The organism is Pseudomonas sp. dw_612, from assembly GCF_018449725.1.
Taxonomy (GTDB): domain Bacteria; phylum Pseudomonadota; class Gammaproteobacteria; order Pseudomonadales; family Pseudomonadaceae; genus Aquipseudomonas.
Genome location: NZ_JAAVVC010000007.1, coordinates 280,157 through 296,425, shown reverse-complemented (window position 1 = coordinate 296,425; position 16,269 = coordinate 280,157). Strand labels below are relative to the sequence as shown.

15 protein-coding genes and 1 pseudogene are annotated in these 16,269 nt (G+C 57.4%); 2 read left to right on the top strand and 14 right to left on the bottom strand.

What is annotated here, in order from left to right:
* Window positions 1–65: 65 nt before the first annotated feature.
* The 7 genes from HB680_RS14215 to HB680_RS14185 are packed head-to-tail and all read right to left on the bottom strand — an operon-like array spanning window position 66 to window position 5,961.
* The gene (locus HB680_RS14215) at window positions 66–1,367 is read right to left on the bottom strand and encodes an MSMEG_0569 family flavin-dependent oxidoreductase (protein WP_213939247.1); all 1,302 of its coding nucleotides are present in this window, start codon (window positions 1,365–1,367) and stop codon (window positions 66–68) included.
* A gap of 56 nt (window positions 1,368–1,423) precedes the next feature.
* Window positions 1,424–1,759, bottom strand: coding sequence for an MSMEG_0570 family nitrogen starvation response protein (locus HB680_RS14210; RefSeq protein ID WP_213939246.1), 336 nt, complete (start codon window positions 1,757–1,759; stop codon window positions 1,424–1,426).
* A 10-nt stretch (window positions 1,760–1,769) separates the two neighbouring features.
* Window positions 1,770–2,792, bottom strand: coding sequence for a sll0787 family AIR synthase-like protein (locus tag HB680_RS14205; protein ID WP_213939245.1), 1,023 nt, complete (start codon window positions 2,790–2,792; stop codon window positions 1,770–1,772).
* Window positions 2,785–3,345 (bottom strand): MSMEG_0567/Sll0786 family nitrogen starvation N-acetyltransferase, encoded by a 561-nt coding sequence (locus tag HB680_RS14200; protein ID WP_213939244.1) that lies wholly within the window; start codon window positions 3,343–3,345, stop codon window positions 2,785–2,787. Before HB680_RS14200 ends, HB680_RS14205 begins: the two co-directional genes overlap by 8 nt.
* Window positions 3,346–3,373: 28 nt before the next feature.
* Entirely contained in the window at window positions 3,374–4,456 is a 1,083-nt protein-coding gene (locus tag HB680_RS14195; protein ID WP_213939243.1) for an MSMEG_0568 family radical SAM protein, read from the bottom strand.
* Window positions 4,443–5,420: a Nit6803 family nitrilase gene (locus HB680_RS14190; protein ID WP_213939242.1), complete on the bottom strand. Its 978-nt coding sequence runs from the start codon at window positions 5,418–5,420 to the stop codon at window positions 4,443–4,445. The genes HB680_RS14195 and HB680_RS14190 overlap by 14 nt, the downstream gene beginning before the upstream one ends.
* 58 nt (window positions 5,421–5,478) lie before the next feature.
* On the bottom strand, window positions 5,479–5,961 hold the full coding sequence (locus tag HB680_RS14185) for an MSMEG_0572/Sll0783 family nitrogen starvation response protein (protein ID WP_213939241.1): 483 nt from the start codon (window positions 5,959–5,961) through the stop codon (window positions 5,479–5,481).
* 243 nt (window positions 5,962–6,204) lie between these two features.
* Between HB680_RS14185 and HB680_RS14180 the strand changes: the two genes are divergently transcribed.
* Complete coding sequence (locus HB680_RS14180) at window positions 6,205–8,112, top strand: sigma 54-interacting transcriptional regulator (protein ID WP_213939240.1); 1,908 nt, start codon at window positions 6,205–6,207, stop codon at window positions 8,110–8,112.
* A gap of 18 nt (window positions 8,113–8,130) precedes the next feature.
* Here the strand turns inward: HB680_RS14180 and HB680_RS14175 are convergent.
* From HB680_RS14175 to HB680_RS14150, 6 genes and pseudogenes are all read right to left on the bottom strand, one after another.
* Window positions 8,131–8,520: pseudogene (locus tag HB680_RS14175) on the bottom strand (FAD-binding protein); the annotation flags it as partial.
* Window positions 8,521–8,625: 105 nt separating this feature from the next.
* Window positions 8,626–9,342 carry an ABC transporter ATP-binding protein gene (locus tag HB680_RS14170; RefSeq protein WP_218627669.1) on the bottom strand — a complete coding sequence of 239 codons (717 nt, stop codon included), beginning with the start codon at window positions 9,340–9,342 and terminating at the stop codon, window positions 8,626–8,628.
* Window positions 9,343–9,344: 2 nt separating this feature from the next.
* Complete coding sequence (locus tag HB680_RS14165) at window positions 9,345–10,118, bottom strand: ABC transporter ATP-binding protein (protein WP_213939239.1); 774 nt, start codon at window positions 10,116–10,118, stop codon at window positions 9,345–9,347.
* Window positions 10,115–11,359 carry an ABC transporter ATP-binding protein gene (locus HB680_RS14160; RefSeq protein ID WP_213939238.1) on the bottom strand — a complete coding sequence of 415 codons (1,245 nt, stop codon included), beginning with the start codon at window positions 11,357–11,359 and terminating at the stop codon, window positions 10,115–10,117. The genes HB680_RS14165 and HB680_RS14160 overlap by 4 nt, the downstream gene beginning before the upstream one ends.
* Window positions 11,360–11,370: 11 nt before the next feature.
* Complete coding sequence (locus HB680_RS14155) at window positions 11,371–12,309, bottom strand: branched-chain amino acid ABC transporter permease (protein WP_213939276.1); 939 nt, start codon at window positions 12,307–12,309, stop codon at window positions 11,371–11,373.
* A 144-nt stretch (window positions 12,310–12,453) separates the two neighbouring features.
* Entirely contained in the window at window positions 12,454–13,602 is a 1,149-nt protein-coding gene (locus HB680_RS14150; RefSeq protein ID WP_213939237.1) for a branched-chain amino acid ABC transporter substrate-binding protein, read from the bottom strand.
* 444 nt (window positions 13,603–14,046) lie between these two features.
* On the opposite strand from HB680_RS14150, the gene HB680_RS14145 reads away from it, so the two are divergent.
* Window positions 14,047–14,772: a FadR/GntR family transcriptional regulator gene (locus tag HB680_RS14145; RefSeq protein WP_213939236.1), complete on the top strand. Its 726-nt coding sequence runs from the start codon at window positions 14,047–14,049 to the stop codon at window positions 14,770–14,772.
* A 24-nt stretch (window positions 14,773–14,796) separates the two neighbouring features.
* Here the strand turns inward: HB680_RS14145 and HB680_RS14140 are convergent, their stop codons facing one another.
* The gene (locus HB680_RS14140; protein WP_213939275.1) at window positions 14,797–16,248 is read right to left on the bottom strand and encodes an NAD-dependent succinate-semialdehyde dehydrogenase; all 1,452 of its coding nucleotides are present in this window, start codon (window positions 16,246–16,248) and stop codon (window positions 14,797–14,799) included.
* Between the last annotated feature and the right edge of the window lie 21 nt (window positions 16,249–16,269).

The following is a 16,269-nucleotide window of genomic DNA, read 5'->3' as shown; positions in this document are numbered from 1 at the left end:
CCTGGATGTCGATGTGCAACTGATCGAGCAGCGACCTGTCCTTGGGCGTGAGCATCAGATTCTGCCTACCTGGAAGCGGAGCGCGGTAACTGCGCATTCAACTCAGTCAGCGAATCGACTATATGCTCAACCAGATACTGCGCATCCCGCGCGACCCCGGAAAAACGTCCCGACCCCCAGGTGTACAGCCACGGCAACCCGAGGAAGTACAACCCCCTCTGGGCGGTGACTCCGCGTTGATGACCTGGATGACCTCGTCCATTAAACACTGGAGCCTCGACCCAGGTGAAGTCCGGGGTGAAGCCAATACACCAGATGATGCTGGTGATGCCATGCGCTTGCAGGTCCAGTTCACTGCGCTCCTGCTCCGGCGTCCAGACCGGTTCATAACGCTCACCGACAGAGGCATCAATCGAGTGCTCTTCGATATACTTGTCGATCGACGCATTGATCCGGTTGTAGACCGCATCGGCACTGTCCAGACTCTCGCCCAGGTTGCTGGAGAACTGCAAGCGATTGCCTTGCAACCCATCAAGACGACCAAACAATTCCATACCTTCTCGAGCAAAAGTGCGCAGGTCAATATCGCGCCCCCCATCACGACCGGTGACATAGTGATTGGTGTTGTCGCGCACGCCTTCACGCAGCGGATGAGTATCGACACCGATGTCGTAGTAGCCCATTTCCGCCAGCCAATCGACCACGTCCTTGCCCCGGTAGAAGCGTGCGCAACGCGGCGCGTCGCCAACCGCCAGATAGACCTTGCGCCCGGCCAGGTGCAAGTCCTCGGCGATCTGCGCGCCTGATTGCCCCGAACCGACCACCAACACATTGCCGGCGGGCAAGGCTTGCGGGTTGCGGTATTGCTCGGAGTGAAGCTGATGAATCCCCGCCGGCAAGCGTTCCGCCAGACGCGGGATGATCGGCGTGTGATAACCGCCCGAAGCGACGATCACCTGATCAGCCGTGAACTCGCCTTGCGAGGTATGCACTTCAAACCCACCAATGGCCCGGGGGACCACTCGCTGCACAGCAACACCTTCACGAACCGGTGCGTTCACCGATTTGATGAATCCGGCCAAGTATTCGTTGATCTCGTCCTTCCTCATAAAACCGTGAGGATCGCTGCCGTTGAAGTCGTCGGTATAGGTATAACCCGGTAACGCACATTGCCAGTTAGGCGTGACCAGGCTGAAAGCATCCCAGCGCTGGTTGCGCCAGGTGTGGGTCAGGCTGTGCTTTTCCAGCACCAGATGATCAATAGCCTGTTGTCGCAGGTAGTAACTGGCGGATAACCCGGCCTGACCGCCGCCGACGATGATCACGCTGTGGTGTGGAGGTTTGACTGTAGTGAGGTGACTGGCCATGAAGTGCTCCGGAACGTGATGACAAAAATAAGGGTTGAAGGCGAAATGCCGTTGAATCAGAACGAACTCCACCCTGTGCCAATCACCTGGCCTGCGCCTTCGGTGCGCATGCTGACAATTTCCACCTTGCCGATCTCGAATAGTTCCCCTTCGAGGTAATTGGCCTGCCCCTTGAGCGAACTCAGGGTGTCCATGGCCGAGCTACAGTAGAAGCCCTTGACCTGTTTGACCCGTTCCGAGGCGTTGTTCAAGGCGCTCTCCACGCGCCGCAGAAACTCGGCCAGTGGGTAACAGGCCCCCTCCTCCAGATGCTGATAAATCACCGTCGACGGTGAATAGCCTGTCGCTTCCTTGCCATTGGGCCAGCGGATCTTGAAATTGACGGCGGGCATGTCAGTGCTCCTATTGATTAAGATTTAAAGGGGTCAGGTCGAGATGGGGGTAGCTGAAACCGGTAAACGCCTGCTCGCGCAGATTCCAGAATTCGTCGTGTTGCTCGCGGTTCCTGACGCTCAATGTGCCACTGGCGTTGACCTGGCCGATGCGTTCACAACGCACACCTTCGAAGGCAAAAGCGGTCTGCACCTGCGGCCAGTCACGCTCATCCAGCGTCATTACAAAGCCATAGCTGGGGAACACTTGCAGCCAGCGCTCAAGATCGGCATCTGGCGGGCATGGCAGGGTCTGCAGATCAATGGTCGCGCCGCAGCCGGTGGTTTCCAGCAGCATCAGCAGGCTGCCCAGAACCCCTGCATTGCTGATGTCTTTGGCCGCCCTCAGCAAGCCGGCTTCGGCCAGTCGCGGCAGCACTTCGAGCTTGCTGCGCAGGCGCTCGGCCGGCACGCCTTCAAAGGCTTTCCAATAAGTGCTGTCGGCATGCCAATACCCCTCAAGGTCTACCGCCATGGCGATGACCTGACAGGGAGTCACGTGCAGTGTGGACAGCAGTGTGTGAGCGATGCCGGTGATCGCCACCGCCAACGCGGTGGGGTTTTGCGCAGCGAGGCTGGTATGCCCTCCGGCCAGTAATAAACCGTAGGCTTCACAAGCGGCATGGATGCCGGCCAGCAGCTGCTGCGCCGCAGCGTCTTCGTGATGCCAATAGGCATTGACCACTGCTGTGGCGCGTCCACCCATGGCCGTAATGTCGCTGACATTGGCCATGACCGCCGACCATCCAGCGAACCAGGGTGCAGTCTGAACAAAGGCCGGCAACATGCCTTCGATGGCCAGCAACTGGAAATGATCGCCACAGGCAATCGCCGCCGTGTCATCGCCTGGTAATGCGTAAAGTTGCTCGCGAGTCAGTGTCTGTTTTATCTGACCGATGACGGCCGCCGGCTGCTGAATCGCCTGCTTGGCGCGCATCGCCGGCGTACAGCGCAACGTGTCGAGCAGCGCCGACAGATCAAGAGTTTCAGTCATGACGGGCCGCCTTCAGCGCACGCAGCGAAACCTGGCGCTGCATCAATGGGTAGCTCGACAACTGCGCCTGCATCAGACAATGAGGCCGCCCAACCAACTCCAGATGTTCAAGGGTTTGCCAGCGCAGACCATGGAAGTACCTTTCGTTCTGTGCCTGGACCGTGGCGCGAAAAATCTCGCAGCCGAGCTCCTTGGCTCGCGATACCGCTTCGTTGACTAACGCCTTGCCAATCATGCTGTGGCGCCGATAGGCCTGTGCCACACACAAACGCCCGCCAAACCACAGCCCGGGTTCCGGTTGATAGATGCGCACGGCACCGACCACCTGATCCGCCATGCCGCAATTGCCGGCCAGGGCGACAATAGCGATGGCCTGGAAGTCGTGGCTGTCCTTGTCCTGAGCCAGCAGTTGCTGTTCATCCGAGAACACCGCGCGACGCAAAGCAAAATAAGCCTGCTTCTCCCAGTTTTCGCTGGCAGGCTTGACCACCAGCTCACCGGCACAAAACGGCTCGAAGGTGCTGTCGACCAAAGCAAACGCGAGGTTGGACATGGTGAATCCTCTCTAAGGCAAAGCCTGCTTATTCGTAGCTTTTCAGCGCCGAACAGGCGCCACATTTCGCGCAGCCGGCGTTGATCTGATCGGAGTGCAAACCGTGACGGCGCAAACTGGCACCAATCTGCGGGTACAGCCGTGCCATCATCGCGCTGTCGGGTTTGGGATGGTGGGCCAACGGCGTGCCATCGATGGGCACAAACGGCACCACGAACGGATACACGCCCAGTGCGCACAACCGTTCACTCATTTCACTGATCGCCGCTTCGCTGTCGCCCAGTCCGGCGAGAATGTAAGTGCTGACCTGACCCCGGCCGAACACCTCGACCGCTGCTCTGAATGCCTCGAAATAACGGCTCAGCGGCACTTCGGCCTTGCCCGGCATGATCCGTTGGCGCACTTCATCGCTGACCGCTTCCAGGTGCATGCCTAACGACACCACACCACTGTCGGCCAGACGCCGAAACCAGCGGTCGTCGTCCGGCGGTTCGCACTGGGCCTGAATCGGCAGATCGACCGCGGCCGTCACTGCAGCAGCGGATTCACACAAAATCGCCGCGCCCCGGTCTGGCGTTTGTGGTGTACCGGTGGTCATCACCATGTGCTTGACGCCATCCAGTTCCACCGCGGCCTTCGCCACTTCGGCCAACTGCTGCGGACGTTTGCGAGCGATGGTCTTGCCGGCCGCCAGTGACTGACCGATGGCGCAGAACTGGCAGGAGGTGCCACGATCATTGAAGCGAATGCAATGCTGCAACACCGTGGTGGCGAGCACATCGCGACTGTGCAGGGTGGCGATTTTCCAGTAGGGAATGCCGTCAGCGGTGCTCAAGCCATAGAACTTCGGCACGCCGGGCATCTGCACCTGACCGACCTGCCGACCTTCGCGAAAGATCAGCGCCTGACTGCCATCGGCGCTCGGCTGCGCTTGATAGGGCGAATCCTGCGAGGCCTGATTGAGGATCGGCACCATCATGGTCCGGCTACCAAAACTCAGCGCTTTGTGGTCCGACGGCCCCGCTCCGCCTTGTCGAGACAAGCCGTTTTGCGCAGCAGGCCAACGTACACCGTGGCATTGCAGTTCGGCGAGGAGTTCATTGGTTTGCATGATCGAACTCCTCTGCGGCGACGGCCACAAGGTGCGCGCTGCGTTCATGCACATGCGCAGTGGGCGTGCGGTCGATCAAGAGGCTGAGCAGTTCGGGCCGGCTGTAATGCCCGACCGAATCCATCATCCGTTTACGTTTGTCGATCAAGGCCAGATCGAGTTCGGCAATCACCCTCCCTTCGCCGGAGCGCAGCGGCTCACCAAGCAATTTGCCTTCAGGAGACACAATGGCGGTGAAGCAGCCACCCGATATTGGGCCGAGGCCACAGCCGGTGTCTTGCATGATTTGGCCCTGCTGATCGGCGTCCAGCCAGGCGGTGGCGTTAACCACGAAACAGCCGGACTCCAAGGCGTGATGGCGGATGGTGACTTCGATCTGCTCGGCAAAAATGTCGCCCACCAACGATCCGGGAAACATCGCGGCATGGATCTGTTCGCCATCGGCCATCAAGGCATAACGAGCCAGCGGGTTGTAATGCTCCCAACAGGCCAGGGAGCCAATGCGCCCCACTGCGCTGTCGATGGCGCGCAGGCCCGAACCATCGCCCTGCCCCCAGACCATGCGCTCGTGATAGGTCGGGGTGATTTTGCGTCGATGCTGAATCAGGCTGCCGTCGGCATCGAAGAGTAATTGCGCGTTGTAGATCGTACCGCCATCGCGTTCGTTGACACCGATGGACACCACCATCCCTGCTTGCTTGCAGGCTTCACCGATGGCCAAGGTGGCGGCCGACGGCACTGTCACCGATTGATCCAGCAATTTGAGGTGCTGTGCACCCATGGCAAAGGCCGGCTGCACAAACGAAAAGTAAGGGTAGTAAGGCACCACCGTTTCCGGAAAGACGGCGAACTGCACGCCTTGTCGACCGAGGTCGATGATCTGTTGGCAGACCTTGTCCACCGTGCCTTCGCGGCTGTAAAGCACCGGGCTGATTTGCACGGCAGCGGCTTTGATGATCGGCATACCTGACTCCTGAAAAATTGAGGGCGACCGGAGCAAGGGGGCTTGCTCCGGCAGACGCTTAGGCGGTCCAGGTATCGATGATCATCGCGCCTTCACGGCGCATCAGCAGACGCAGATCCATCACGTCCAGCGGGTTGATCGGGCGGATGCCTTCGATCAGGGCTTTTTCGGTCTGACCGTAAAGGGCTTGCAGGGCGAATCGGCAGGCGTAGACCTCACCGCCCTCTTCCATGAACTGAATGATTTGCTTATTCACCGCGAGGTGGCCGGGGAAGGCTTCGGCGCCCAGCGTCGGGAACCCCCGCTGCACGCCCAATTGCACCCCTGGCCCGTACAACAGGATTTTGGTTTCGAAACCTTTGCGCAGCAGACGCTTGGCCTGAAGCATGTTGACCAGGCCGATGGAGCCCTCGAAGGCGATGGTGTGGAAGGTGATCAAGACTTTCTCGCCGGGTTCGGCTTTGACGTCCTCGAAGACTTTCTCTTCGTAATTGACCAGGAAGTCGCCGTCTTTGTAATGGGGGATGTCCACGCTTGGCATAGTGTCGCTCTCCAGTTTCTTTTTTGCTTGAACGTCAGCCTGAGTGGGCTGCCGGGTTACAGGAGAGAGAGCGAACGCCGTGCCAGGAAATAAAATTATTTTCCTTGCACAGGTAACTAGTTGATTTGTTTGAGAATGGCCATCTGATCCGCTTTTTAATGACGTATCTGATGCTATCGGTGAATCACGCATTCCCGTAGAAATACGAGTATTCGTAGCAGCAAATCACGAGATCTCGTAGTCATGAACGAATCAGACTCACTCAGCGGCTGGGCCGATCTGGCGTATTCGTCGCGGTACATGGTGTTCGAGCATTGCGCCGAAGCCATCGCTCTGCTCAACCCGTTTTCCGATCGGTTAGGCGACTTGAACATCGCGGCCTGCAAACTGCTCGGCTACCCGCGCCAGGAGTTGCTGGAGCTACCGGTGAGCAAGTTGTTCGGCCACCAGTTGGCGGACCTGATCGTGTTCACCCAGGCGGTGATGGACAAAGGTCGCGGCTGGACCGAAGAGCTGACCTGCAACTGCAGAAGCGGCGAACGCATCGAGCTGGAAATCTCCGCCACCACGTTGCAGATCAAGGGCGAGCAACAACTGATTCTGGTGATGCGCGAGCTGAGCCATGAAAAATACCAGCGTGACCAGGCCCACACCGAGCGCACCATGCGCGGAGGGCTGATCGAGTGGCGCAACATTCTCAATCTTTTTCAGGAAAGCGAACGCGATAACCAGTTGTTGCTCAGCTCGGTGGGCGATGGCATCTACAGCATCAACAGCGAGGGCCTGGCTACCTTCGTCAATCCGGCTGGCGCGCGCATGCTGGGTTGGGAACCGCAGGACATGATCGGCAAGAACATCCATCGCATTCACCACCACACCCACGCGGACGGCAGCCATTACCCGGTCGAAGAATGCCCGATCTACAAGGCCGTGCGCGACGGCGTGGTTCATGAGGGTCGACAAGAGGTGTTCTGGCGCCGTGACGGCAGCTCGTTCCCGGTGGAGTTCACCAGCACTCCGGTGATTTCGGACGGCCGTATTGTTGGTGCGGTAGTGGTGTTCCGGGATATCACCGAACGGCGCAGCACCGAAACCCAGCTGCAAAATGCCCTCGATGAACTCAAGGTACTCAAGGACCGCCTGGAGGAGCAGAACGCCTACCTACAGGAAGAGATCCATATCGAACACAACTTTCGCGAGATCGTCGGTCAGAGCGAACCGATCCTGAAGATCATCAAGCAGATCGATGTGGTCGCGCCCACCGACGCCAGCGTCCTGATCAACGGCGAGTCTGGCACTGGCAAGGAGCTGATCGCCCGCGCGATCCATCAGGCCAGCCGCCGCAACGCCAGCCCGCTGATCCGGGTCAACTGCGCGGCGATTCCCACCGAGCTGTTCGAAAGCGAGTTCTTCGGGCATATCCGCGGTGCCTTCACCGGCGCCGTCCGGGATCGTGTCGGGCGCTTCGAGCTGGCCGATGGCGGCACGCTGTTTCTCGACGAAATCGGCGAAATCCCGCTGGAGCTGCAAAGCAAGCTGCTGCGAGTTTTACAGGAGGGCCAGTTCGAGCGGGTCGGTGAAGAACGCACCCGTAAGGTCGATGTTCGGATCATTGCGGCGACCAACCGCGATCTGCGCCAGGAAGTTACGGCCAAGCATTTTCGCGAAGATCTGTATTTCCGCCTCAACGTTTTCCCTATCCAGTCCCCCGCGCTGCGTGATCGCCCCATGGACATCGCCCCCCTTGCCGCGCATTTCCTCAGGCAGACCGGCAAGCGCCTGAACATGCCCGGACGTCGTCTGCGCAACACGGACATCGAGCGGCTGCAGAACTACTCCTGGCCGGGCAATATCCGCGAGCTGCAAAACGTCATCGAGCGCGCCTTGATCACCTCGAACGGCGCAGACCTGAACCTCGACCTGCCCGATGAACCCAAGACCAGTCTCCACGTCGCCCAGCCGTCTTCCCCCTCGCCAGCGATCATGACTGACGCCCAGATTCGCGAGTTCGAGCGCAACAACATGCAGGCCGCGCTCAAGGCCGCCGACGGCAAACTGTTTGGCAAAGGTGGCGCAGCCGAACTGCTGGGTCTCAAACCCACGACACTGGCTTCGAGGTTCAAGCGGCTGGAGCTTAAGCTGGAGGAATGATTCGATCAGGTCCCTGGCTAGCTGGTCTTTAACAACGCCAGCCTGAACCCGCACCCGCCTGCTCAGCGGATCGATGTCCAGAATTTTGTTCATGTGCCGCGAAAGATCAACCACGATTCCATTGGTCAGAGACTGCCCGCTGGTGCCCGTCCCTCCGCCTCTCGCCGTGAGTTTTATTCCGCGATAAACAGGCGCAGCCAGAAGCCGTGCCGCACACGCCACATCGTCTTGATCCAAGGGAAAAATAACAGCTTGAGGCAAGCGCTGATAAATCGAATTATCTGTCGCCAGGACTGTACGACTGGCGTAATCGGTTCCCACTTAACCCTTGAATCCCTTCGTTTTCAAGGCCGCAAGAAAATTACTGTAGTCAGGTGTTGTCAGGCTTGGCGGCAGTTGGGCAATCATTGAAGAAGTCTCACGAAGACAGGGGCGACAACACCAACCACACCAGTACAAGAGGCGAATTGCTCTGGGGTGGAGACATCCATTGGTCTTAAGAAAGTGTTCCGATTATTCGCCGAGGTAGGCTTTCTGCACTTGTTCGTTGTGCAACAATTCGTCCGCCTGCCCTTCCAATACAATGCGACCACCGTCAATCACGTAGGCGCGCTGACATGTCTGGAGGGCAAGTTTTGCGTTCTGCTCCACCAGTAACAGTGTTACTCCTCCCTTTACGCATTCTCGAATGGTCTCGAAGATTTTTTGCACGATGATCGGTGCAAGCCCCATGGAGGGTTCGTCGAGCAAGAGCAATTTGGGTTTGCCCATCAGCGCCCGAGAAATAGCCAGCATCTGCTGCTCGCCGCCCGACATGGTGCCGGCAAGCTGGAAAGCACGCTCCTTGAGTCGGGGAAAAATGCAGAACATGCGGTCGATATCGGCTTCGATGGCTGTCTTACCATCAGTGCGCGAAAAGGCGCCCATTTCCAGATTCTCAACGACCGTCAGCTTGGGGAAAATGCCCCGACCTTCAGGCACCAGCGCCAAGCCCTCGCGAATCAAGTCGTAGCTCTTGATCTTTGAATGGACTTTCCCGTCAAACGTGATTTGTCCTGAGGTCGGCATCAGCATTCCGGCCAGTGTCTTGAGCGTCGTGGTTTTGCCGGCACCATTGGCCCCGATCAAGGCGACCATTTCCCCCTCGCCCACATGGAAGTCCAACCCTTTGATAGCCTGAATGGCGCCATAGGAAACCTTGAGATCGTTTACCTGAAGGATATTTTTCATGCTCAAGCCACCGTCTCAGTGCCCAAATAAGCCTCGATCACCCGAGGATCTTTCTGTACCTGCGCAGGCAGGCCATCAGCGATTTTTTTACCAAACTCCAGAACCGTCACGTGATCGCACAAGCCCATGACCAGTTTCACGTCATGTTCGATCAGCAGAACTGTCTTGCCATCGCCTTTCATCTTGCACATCAACTGACGCAAGCCTTCGGTTTCCGAGGCGTTCATTCCGGCCGCGGGCTCATCCAGGGCAACCAGCAGCGGCTCCGTTGCGAGGGCTCGCGCAATCTCCAGTCGACGTTGATCACCGTATGAAAGGTTTTTTGCCAACTCGCCGGCGAACCGGCTAATACCGACGTAATCGAGCCAGTAACGCGCCGCCTCATGAATCTCACGCTCCTCCTGGACACAACGACGGGTCCGCAAAATAGCGCCGAACACACCGCTTTTCGTCCGCACATGACGGCCGATCATTACGTTCTCCAACGCTGTCATATTGTGAAACAGGCGAATGTTCTGAAAGGTTCGAGAGATGCCGGCCTCAACCACTTTATGGGGCTTGCTGATCCGCAGCGGCTTGCCGTTGAAATTCACCTTGCCTTCCTCGGCGCGGTACAAGCCGGTCAAGACGTTGAACAACGTCGTCTTACCTGCGCCGTTCGGCCCCAGCAAGCCACGTATTTCACCGCGTTTGATGCTCAGGTCAATGCCATGCAAGGCCTGTAGCCCGCCAAAAAACTTGCTGACTTTACTCAGCTCCAGCAGTACGTCGCTCATACCTTATTCACCTCTGTCAGTCTGAACTCGGTTGTCGCTGGCTCCAGATGTACTGCCGCGCTATCCAGCGCAGGCGCCGGGACCAATGGCTCGCTTTCATCTTCATGCAACTCGGCACGACGGCGGTTTGATGGCCAGAGTCCCTCCGGCCGGAAACGCATGACCAGGATCAATGCGAGACCGAAGACCAACATCCGCAACGTTGAAGCATCGAGGACATTGCGCAGAACTTCACGGCTGATGAAGGTCACGTTGTCCATCACGAATGGCTGCGCCCAGTTCACCAAATCGCGAAATACCTCTGGCATGATCGATAAAATCAACGCGCCCAGCACCACACCACGGATCGAGCCCATCCCGCCCAGCACCACCATTGCCAGGACCATAATGGATTCCATGAGCGTGAACGATTCCGGGCTCACGAAGCCTTGATAAGCAGAAAAAAATGCACCGGACACACCACCAAACGTCGCCCCCATAGCGAAAGCCAGGAGTTTGAGATTGCGCTTGTTCAAGCCCATTGCCTCGGCGGCAACTTCGTCTTCACGCAAAGCCATCCAGGCGCGACCGATGCGGGACACCTCCAGACGTTTGGACAAAATGATCGCGAAGATGACGACCGCCAGGAAGAATAGGTAGTAACTGATGACGGGAGAAACATGCAAACCGAACAGACTCCACTTTGCCTGTAATGACAGGATGGCGTCCGGCGCATGCCCGCTCGTGTAGCTCCAGGCACCGGCATCGATGTGTAAGGGGGCGATGCCTGAAATACCCTGCGGACCGTTGGTGATATTCACCGGTTGATCCAGGTTGTTCATGAAGATCCTGATGATTTCGCCAAAACCCAGCGTGACAATCGCGAGGTAATCACCGCGCAATTTGAGCACCGGTGCACCGATCAAAACACCGCATATCGCCGCAATGACGGCAGCCAATGGAATGATGATCCACAACGGCCAGTTCAATACCCCCTCTGCCAACCCCGCCATGTTCAAGTGAGGAGACGAGAGCAACGCATACAGGTAGGCGCCAATGGCGTAAAAACCGATGTACCCCATGTCCAGCAGACCGGCGTAACCGATCACGATATTCAGCCCCAGCGCTAACAGCACATAGAGCATGGCAAAGCCGAGGATTCGCACCCAGGTCGGCCCAAGGAACGGTATCGCGTCAACCACAAACGGCAGAGCGACGAACGCCAGCGCGAGTAACGCGTATCGGACGTGATTATTCTTCATGGCGTAGCCTCCTATGCGCGGTCGGCCTGGCGCTCGCCCATCAGACCGTTAGGTCGAAAAAGCAAGACCATGATGAGCACCATGAACGCAAAGATGTCCTGGTAATTGGCCCCCAGAAACCCTCCTGTCAGCTGGCCGGTATAACCCGCGGCAAGGGATTCGATCAGCCCCAGCAAGATGCCTCCGGCCATGGCGCCGAAGAGGTTTCCGATCCCTCCCAGTACCGCTGCCGAAAAAGCTTTGAGACCAAGCAGCAATCCCATGTAGGCATCTGCCTGACCGTAGTTGACTGCACGCATGACGCCAGCCACCGCACCCAGTGATGCGCCGATAACGAAGGTGGCCGAGATAACCCGATTGATGTTGATGCCCATCAAACCGGCAACTTCCTGATTCTGTGCCGTCGCCCGCATGGCTTTGCCAAGTCGAGTCTTGTCAACCAGTACCCAGAGGGAAAACATGATGACGACCGAGATGATCATGATGCTCATCTGGACATTGGTAATCGTGGCGCCAAACACCTCAATAGGCCGGGTCTCAACAACTTCGGGAAAAGTCTTGTACCCCCGCCCCCAGATCATCATCGCCAGATTCTGTAGAAAGATAGAGATGCCGATTGCCAAAATAAGTGGGGTCAAACGAGGGGCTTTGCGCAACGGTCGATAAGCAAATTTCTCCATACCTTGTGCCATCAGCATGCAGACGATCGCCGCAATCATGATTGCGAACATCAGGGTCAATACACCGGGGGCAAATCCATACCCTGCCAGCATGGTCAGCACCGAAATCGTCACCATGGCACCCACCATTACAATCTCGCCATGGGCGAAGTTGATCAGACCAATAATGCCGTAAACCATGGTGTAACCCAGCGCCACAAGGGCGTAGATACTGCCGAGCACCAGGCCATTAAGGATCTGCTGCAACAAGATATTAAGATTAGCTTCCACTTGATGAATCCTCAAAGCTGCGTTGTATTCACCGGCGATCACTTGCGAGAGCACGCGATAGAACTCATGGCAGATCAGAAAAAAATCTTCTTTTTATTGTTGCGGGCCCTGGGGCCCGCTTATTGTTCTGGATGCTGCCAAGATTTATTCGCGCTCTACGGCCAGGGTTTTCCATTTGCCGTTTTCAAACTGGAAAATTGTCGCGGCTGCATTTTTGAGGTTGCCCGACTCGTCGAATGCAATGGTTCCCGTTACACCGTCGTAGCTGGAGCTTTTCAGGACCGGTAGGTAAACAGCGGGATCATCCGATTGCGCCTTGACCATTGCACTGATCGCGGCCCAGGTAGCGTCGTAAGCGGCCGGCGATGACTGCACGACGCCCGTGCCAAACTTGTCCTTGAGTTTTTTCTCGAACGCGGCGCCCTTCGGCATGTCCTGCAAAGGCGTACCGTAGTTCCAGGCGTAAGCCCCTTCAGCGGCACTGCCGGCCATCTTCTGGAACTCGTCGTTCGGCAGATTGCCGATGTTCATGAACTTGGCTTTGATACCCAGGTTTTTCATCTGCTTGGCCATTGGGGCGGCCTGATAATCCAGGGCGGCAAAGAACACCGCATCCACTTGTTGCGCTTTCGCGGTGGTCAGAATGGCGTTGAAATCGGTGGCTTTATCATTGGTGTATTCACGCACCACGACATTGCCGCCAGCAGCCTTGACCGCCTTGAAGACCTCGTCGGCCAGCCCTTGGCCGTAAGCGGTACGGTCATCAAAGATCGCAATGCGTTTAGCAGCGAGTTTGTTGACCAGGTAGTTGCCGGCATAACGACCCAGGGTGGCGTCATCATTGACCACACGGAAAACCGACTTGATGCCTTGCTTGGTCAGCGCTGGGTTGGTGGCCGAAGGAGAGATTTGGGGAATGCCGGCTTCGCCGTAGATTTTCGAGGCAGGGATGCTGGTCCCGGAGTTGTAGTGACCGATGACGACAGCGACTTTGGCATCGACCAATCGCTGGGCCACCGCAGTGCCCGTGCGGGGGTCAGCCACATCGTCCTCGGAGACAAGTTTGAACTCGGCTACCTTGTCGCCAATTTTCAGTTTTTGCTGGTTGGCCTCTTCGATGGCGATGCTCACGCCATGTTCGACATCCAGGCCCTGGTGACCGGAGGGTCCAGTCAGCGGCCCGGCAAAACCGATTCTGACCTGCTCGATGTCTGCAGCAGTGGCGATCCCAATACTGAGTGCTGAAGCCATTGCCGCAGCGAGTGCTGTGAAGATCAGGTTGTGTTTACGCATATATGCCTCCCAGAAATCATCGGACAAACGAATTGAGCACGTTGGAGTGCAAGTCTTCTTTTCCACGCCCGGCGCCCTGTCACGACAACCAGACCTTATTCGGGACAATCTCACTGCATTGCGCAGTCGCCATTAGCGACCGCACTTGTAAGATAACAGTCAGCAGGCAACTGTCAATGAGTGTATGCTAGGCATCAGCGAAAATGGGAAAGAAGAAATCCTGGAGACGAAAAATGCACAAATCCGACGCGCATTCACTACCGAGATGGGACGTTCGCACCATGTGAGGTCAGTTGTTTGATAACATACGGGTAACCCTCAACTGGCCGGACCATGGGCTAATTGACGACAGGAATAGAGACTTTGCAGTTCATTGACGAGGTCCATTCAGCTGTACAACCATTCATCTTCCGTGATGAGCATTCAGTTTCAGGAGCAACATAAATGGACGCGACGACTGGCACGCGCAGGGAAAATCTTGCAGAAACGGTTATCCGTGAACTGTCTAATCGAATTGATGTAGGCACCTATGGCCCAGGTGAGAAACTGCCTTCCGAACAGGCGCTTTGCAAGGAATTCAACGTCAGCCGGCCGGTCATCCGGGAGGCCGTCGCTTCGCTGCGCTTAGGAGGTCGCCTGATTGCACGGCAAGGTGTGGGCGTGTTTGTGGTAGAGCAGGACGTAAAGCGCATCGGCTATGCACTCAGCACCGCCGTGGATGATGTCCGCGCAGCAGCCCAAATACTGGAGCTTCGCCTGGGCATTGAAACCGAGTCCGTTGCCAGAGCAGCCGAACGCCGCAGCCCAACCAGCATGGCCGATATCACAAAGGCCTTTGATCGCTTCAATGCATTGGATGGCACCGATCTTGAAGAGGAAGCCAAGGCCGACTTCGAGTTTCACCTCGCCATCGCCCGCGCTACCAACAACCCTCATTTCACCCAGCTTCTAGAGGCACTCGGACCGGACATCATCTTCGATCTGCACCTCAAACATGGGCAATCCACAGGTAAGAGCCGCCAGGCACACATCAAAAAAATCGGCCGGGAACACGGTGCGATTCTTTCGGCCATTACCATGGGCGACATCAACAGCGCCCGCAATGCATTACGCAAGCATCTTGAAGAAAGCCTCTCGCGCTATCAGCGCCTGGTACAGAGCGGAGAATGATCTCCGCCCTGTTGTTCCACCTGATCAGCCAAGCCCCAGACACAAGTATTTGATCTCGATGTAATCCTCAATACCGTAGCGCGACCCTTCGCGCCCCAGGCCAGAAGATTTGACGCCGCCAAATGGCGCAACTTCCGTGGCCAGCACGCCCACGTTCACACCCACCATTCCATACTCCAGCGCCTCCGACACCCGCCATACACGCCCCAGGTCACGGGCGTAGACGTAGCAGGCCAGGCCGAATTCCGTATCGTTTGCCAAGGCGATCACCTCGGCCTCACTGTCAAAGCGAAACAGGGGTGCCACCGGCCCGAAGATTTCCTCCTGAGCCACGCGCATATCGGCAGTCACGTCGGCCAGCAAGGTTGGCTCGTAGAAGGCTCCACCCAAGGCATGACGCTTGCCTCCCACCACTACACGCGCTCCGGCCTCCCGAGCCTCAACCACCAATGCCTCGATACCGGCCAGCGCCTTGACGTCGATCATCGGCCCCACTTCGGTGCCAACCTGAGTACCTTCGCCTACCACCAGACGGCTGATCCGAGCGGCAAACTTCTCAACGAATTGATCGTAGATGCCATCCTGGATAAAAAAGCGGTTAGCGCAAACGCAGGTCTGGCCAGCGTTGCGGAATTTGGCAATGACGGCCCCTTCGACCGCGGCATCGAGATCTGCATCGTCAAACACAATGAAAGGTGCGTTGCCACCCAACTCCATCGTGACTTTTTTGACCGTGGCGGCGCACTGTTCCAGTAGCTTGATGCCAATCGGCGTGGAGCCGGTGAACGAAAGCTTGCGCACAATCGGACTGGAGGTCAGTTCACCACCGATCGCACCGGAATCACCGGTGACCACACTCAGTACGCCCCGGGGAATGCCTGCCCGCTCAGCCAGGACGCAGAGTGCAAGGGCGCTGAAAGGCGTCTGTGACGCTGGCTTGAGCACCAGCGTACATCCAGCTGCCAACGCAGGCGCAGCCTTGCGGGTAATCATTGCCGCCGGGAAGTTCCACGGAGTAATTGCCGCACAGACACCGATAGGTTCCTTGGTCACGATCAGACGTCGATCAGCATGAGGGGATGGGATCACATCGCCATAAATGCGCTTGCCCTCCTCCGCATACCACTCCACGTAAGCCGCGGCAAAGGCAATTTCGCCCAGAGCCTCAGCCAGTGGTTTACCTTGCTCAGCCGTCATGATCTGCGCGAGATCTTGCTGATGGCGCATGATTTCGCGAAACCAGGCCTGCAAACGGTTGGCCCGCTCCTTGGCCGTGAGTGCACGCCAGGCGGGTAACGCGGCTTGAGCGGCGCTGATCGCTCGCCGGGTTTCACTGCCCCCCATAAGCGGCACACGTCCGATCACTTCCCCGGTGGCCGGGTTGGTAACGTCGATGGTTTGAGCATTGTCGGCCACTACCCATTGGCCATCGATGTAGCAAAATTCACGCAGCAGTTCAGGATCGGCAAGTCTCATGATGAGGCGCTCGTATAAATT

Excerpts from the sequence above, each read along its gene's own strand:
- HB680_RS14185 (WP_213939241.1), bottom strand. The coding sequence starts at position 5,961 with ATGCCAAGCGTGGACATCCCCCATTACAAAGACGGCGACTTCCTGGTC.
- HB680_RS14210 (WP_213939246.1), bottom strand. The coding sequence starts at position 1,759 with ATGCCCGCCGTCAATTTCAAGATCCGCTGGCCCAATGGCAAGGAAGCG.
- HB680_RS14170 (WP_218627669.1), bottom strand. The coding sequence starts at position 9,342 with ATGAAAAATATCCTTCAGGTAAACGATCTCAAGGTTTCCTATGGCGCC.
- HB680_RS14180 (WP_213939240.1), top strand. The coding sequence starts at position 6,205 with ATGAACGAATCAGACTCACTCAGCGGCTGGGCCGATCTGGCGTATTCG.
- HB680_RS14205 (WP_213939245.1), bottom strand. The coding sequence starts at position 2,792 with ATGACTGAAACTCTTGATCTGTCGGCGCTGCTCGACACGTTGCGCTGT.
- HB680_RS14195 (WP_213939243.1), bottom strand. The coding sequence starts at position 4,456 with ATGCAAACCAATGAACTCCTCGCCGAACTGCAATGCCACGGTGTACGT.
- HB680_RS14140 (WP_213939275.1), bottom strand. The coding sequence starts at position 16,248 with ATGAGACTTGCCGATCCTGAACTGCTGCGTGAATTTTGCTACATCGAT.
- HB680_RS14150 (WP_213939237.1), bottom strand. The coding sequence starts at position 13,602 with ATGCGTAAACACAACCTGATCTTCACAGCACTCGCTGCGGCAATGGCT.
- HB680_RS14165 (WP_213939239.1), bottom strand. The coding sequence starts at position 10,118 with ATGAGCGACGTACTGCTGGAGCTGAGTAAAGTCAGCAAGTTTTTTGGC.
- HB680_RS14190 (WP_213939242.1), bottom strand. The coding sequence starts at position 5,420 with ATGCCGATCATCAAAGCCGCTGCCGTGCAAATCAGCCCGGTGCTTTAC.
- HB680_RS14145 (WP_213939236.1), top strand. The coding sequence starts at position 14,047 with ATGGACGCGACGACTGGCACGCGCAGGGAAAATCTTGCAGAAACGGTT.
- HB680_RS14200 (WP_213939244.1), bottom strand. The coding sequence starts at position 3,345 with ATGTCCAACCTCGCGTTTGCTTTGGTCGACAGCACCTTCGAGCCGTTT.
- HB680_RS14160 (WP_213939238.1), bottom strand. The coding sequence starts at position 11,359 with ATGAAGAATAATCACGTCCGATACGCGTTACTCGCGCTGGCGTTCGTC.
- HB680_RS14215 (WP_213939247.1), bottom strand. The coding sequence starts at position 1,367 with ATGGCCAGTCACCTCACTACAGTCAAACCTCCACACCACAGCGTGATC.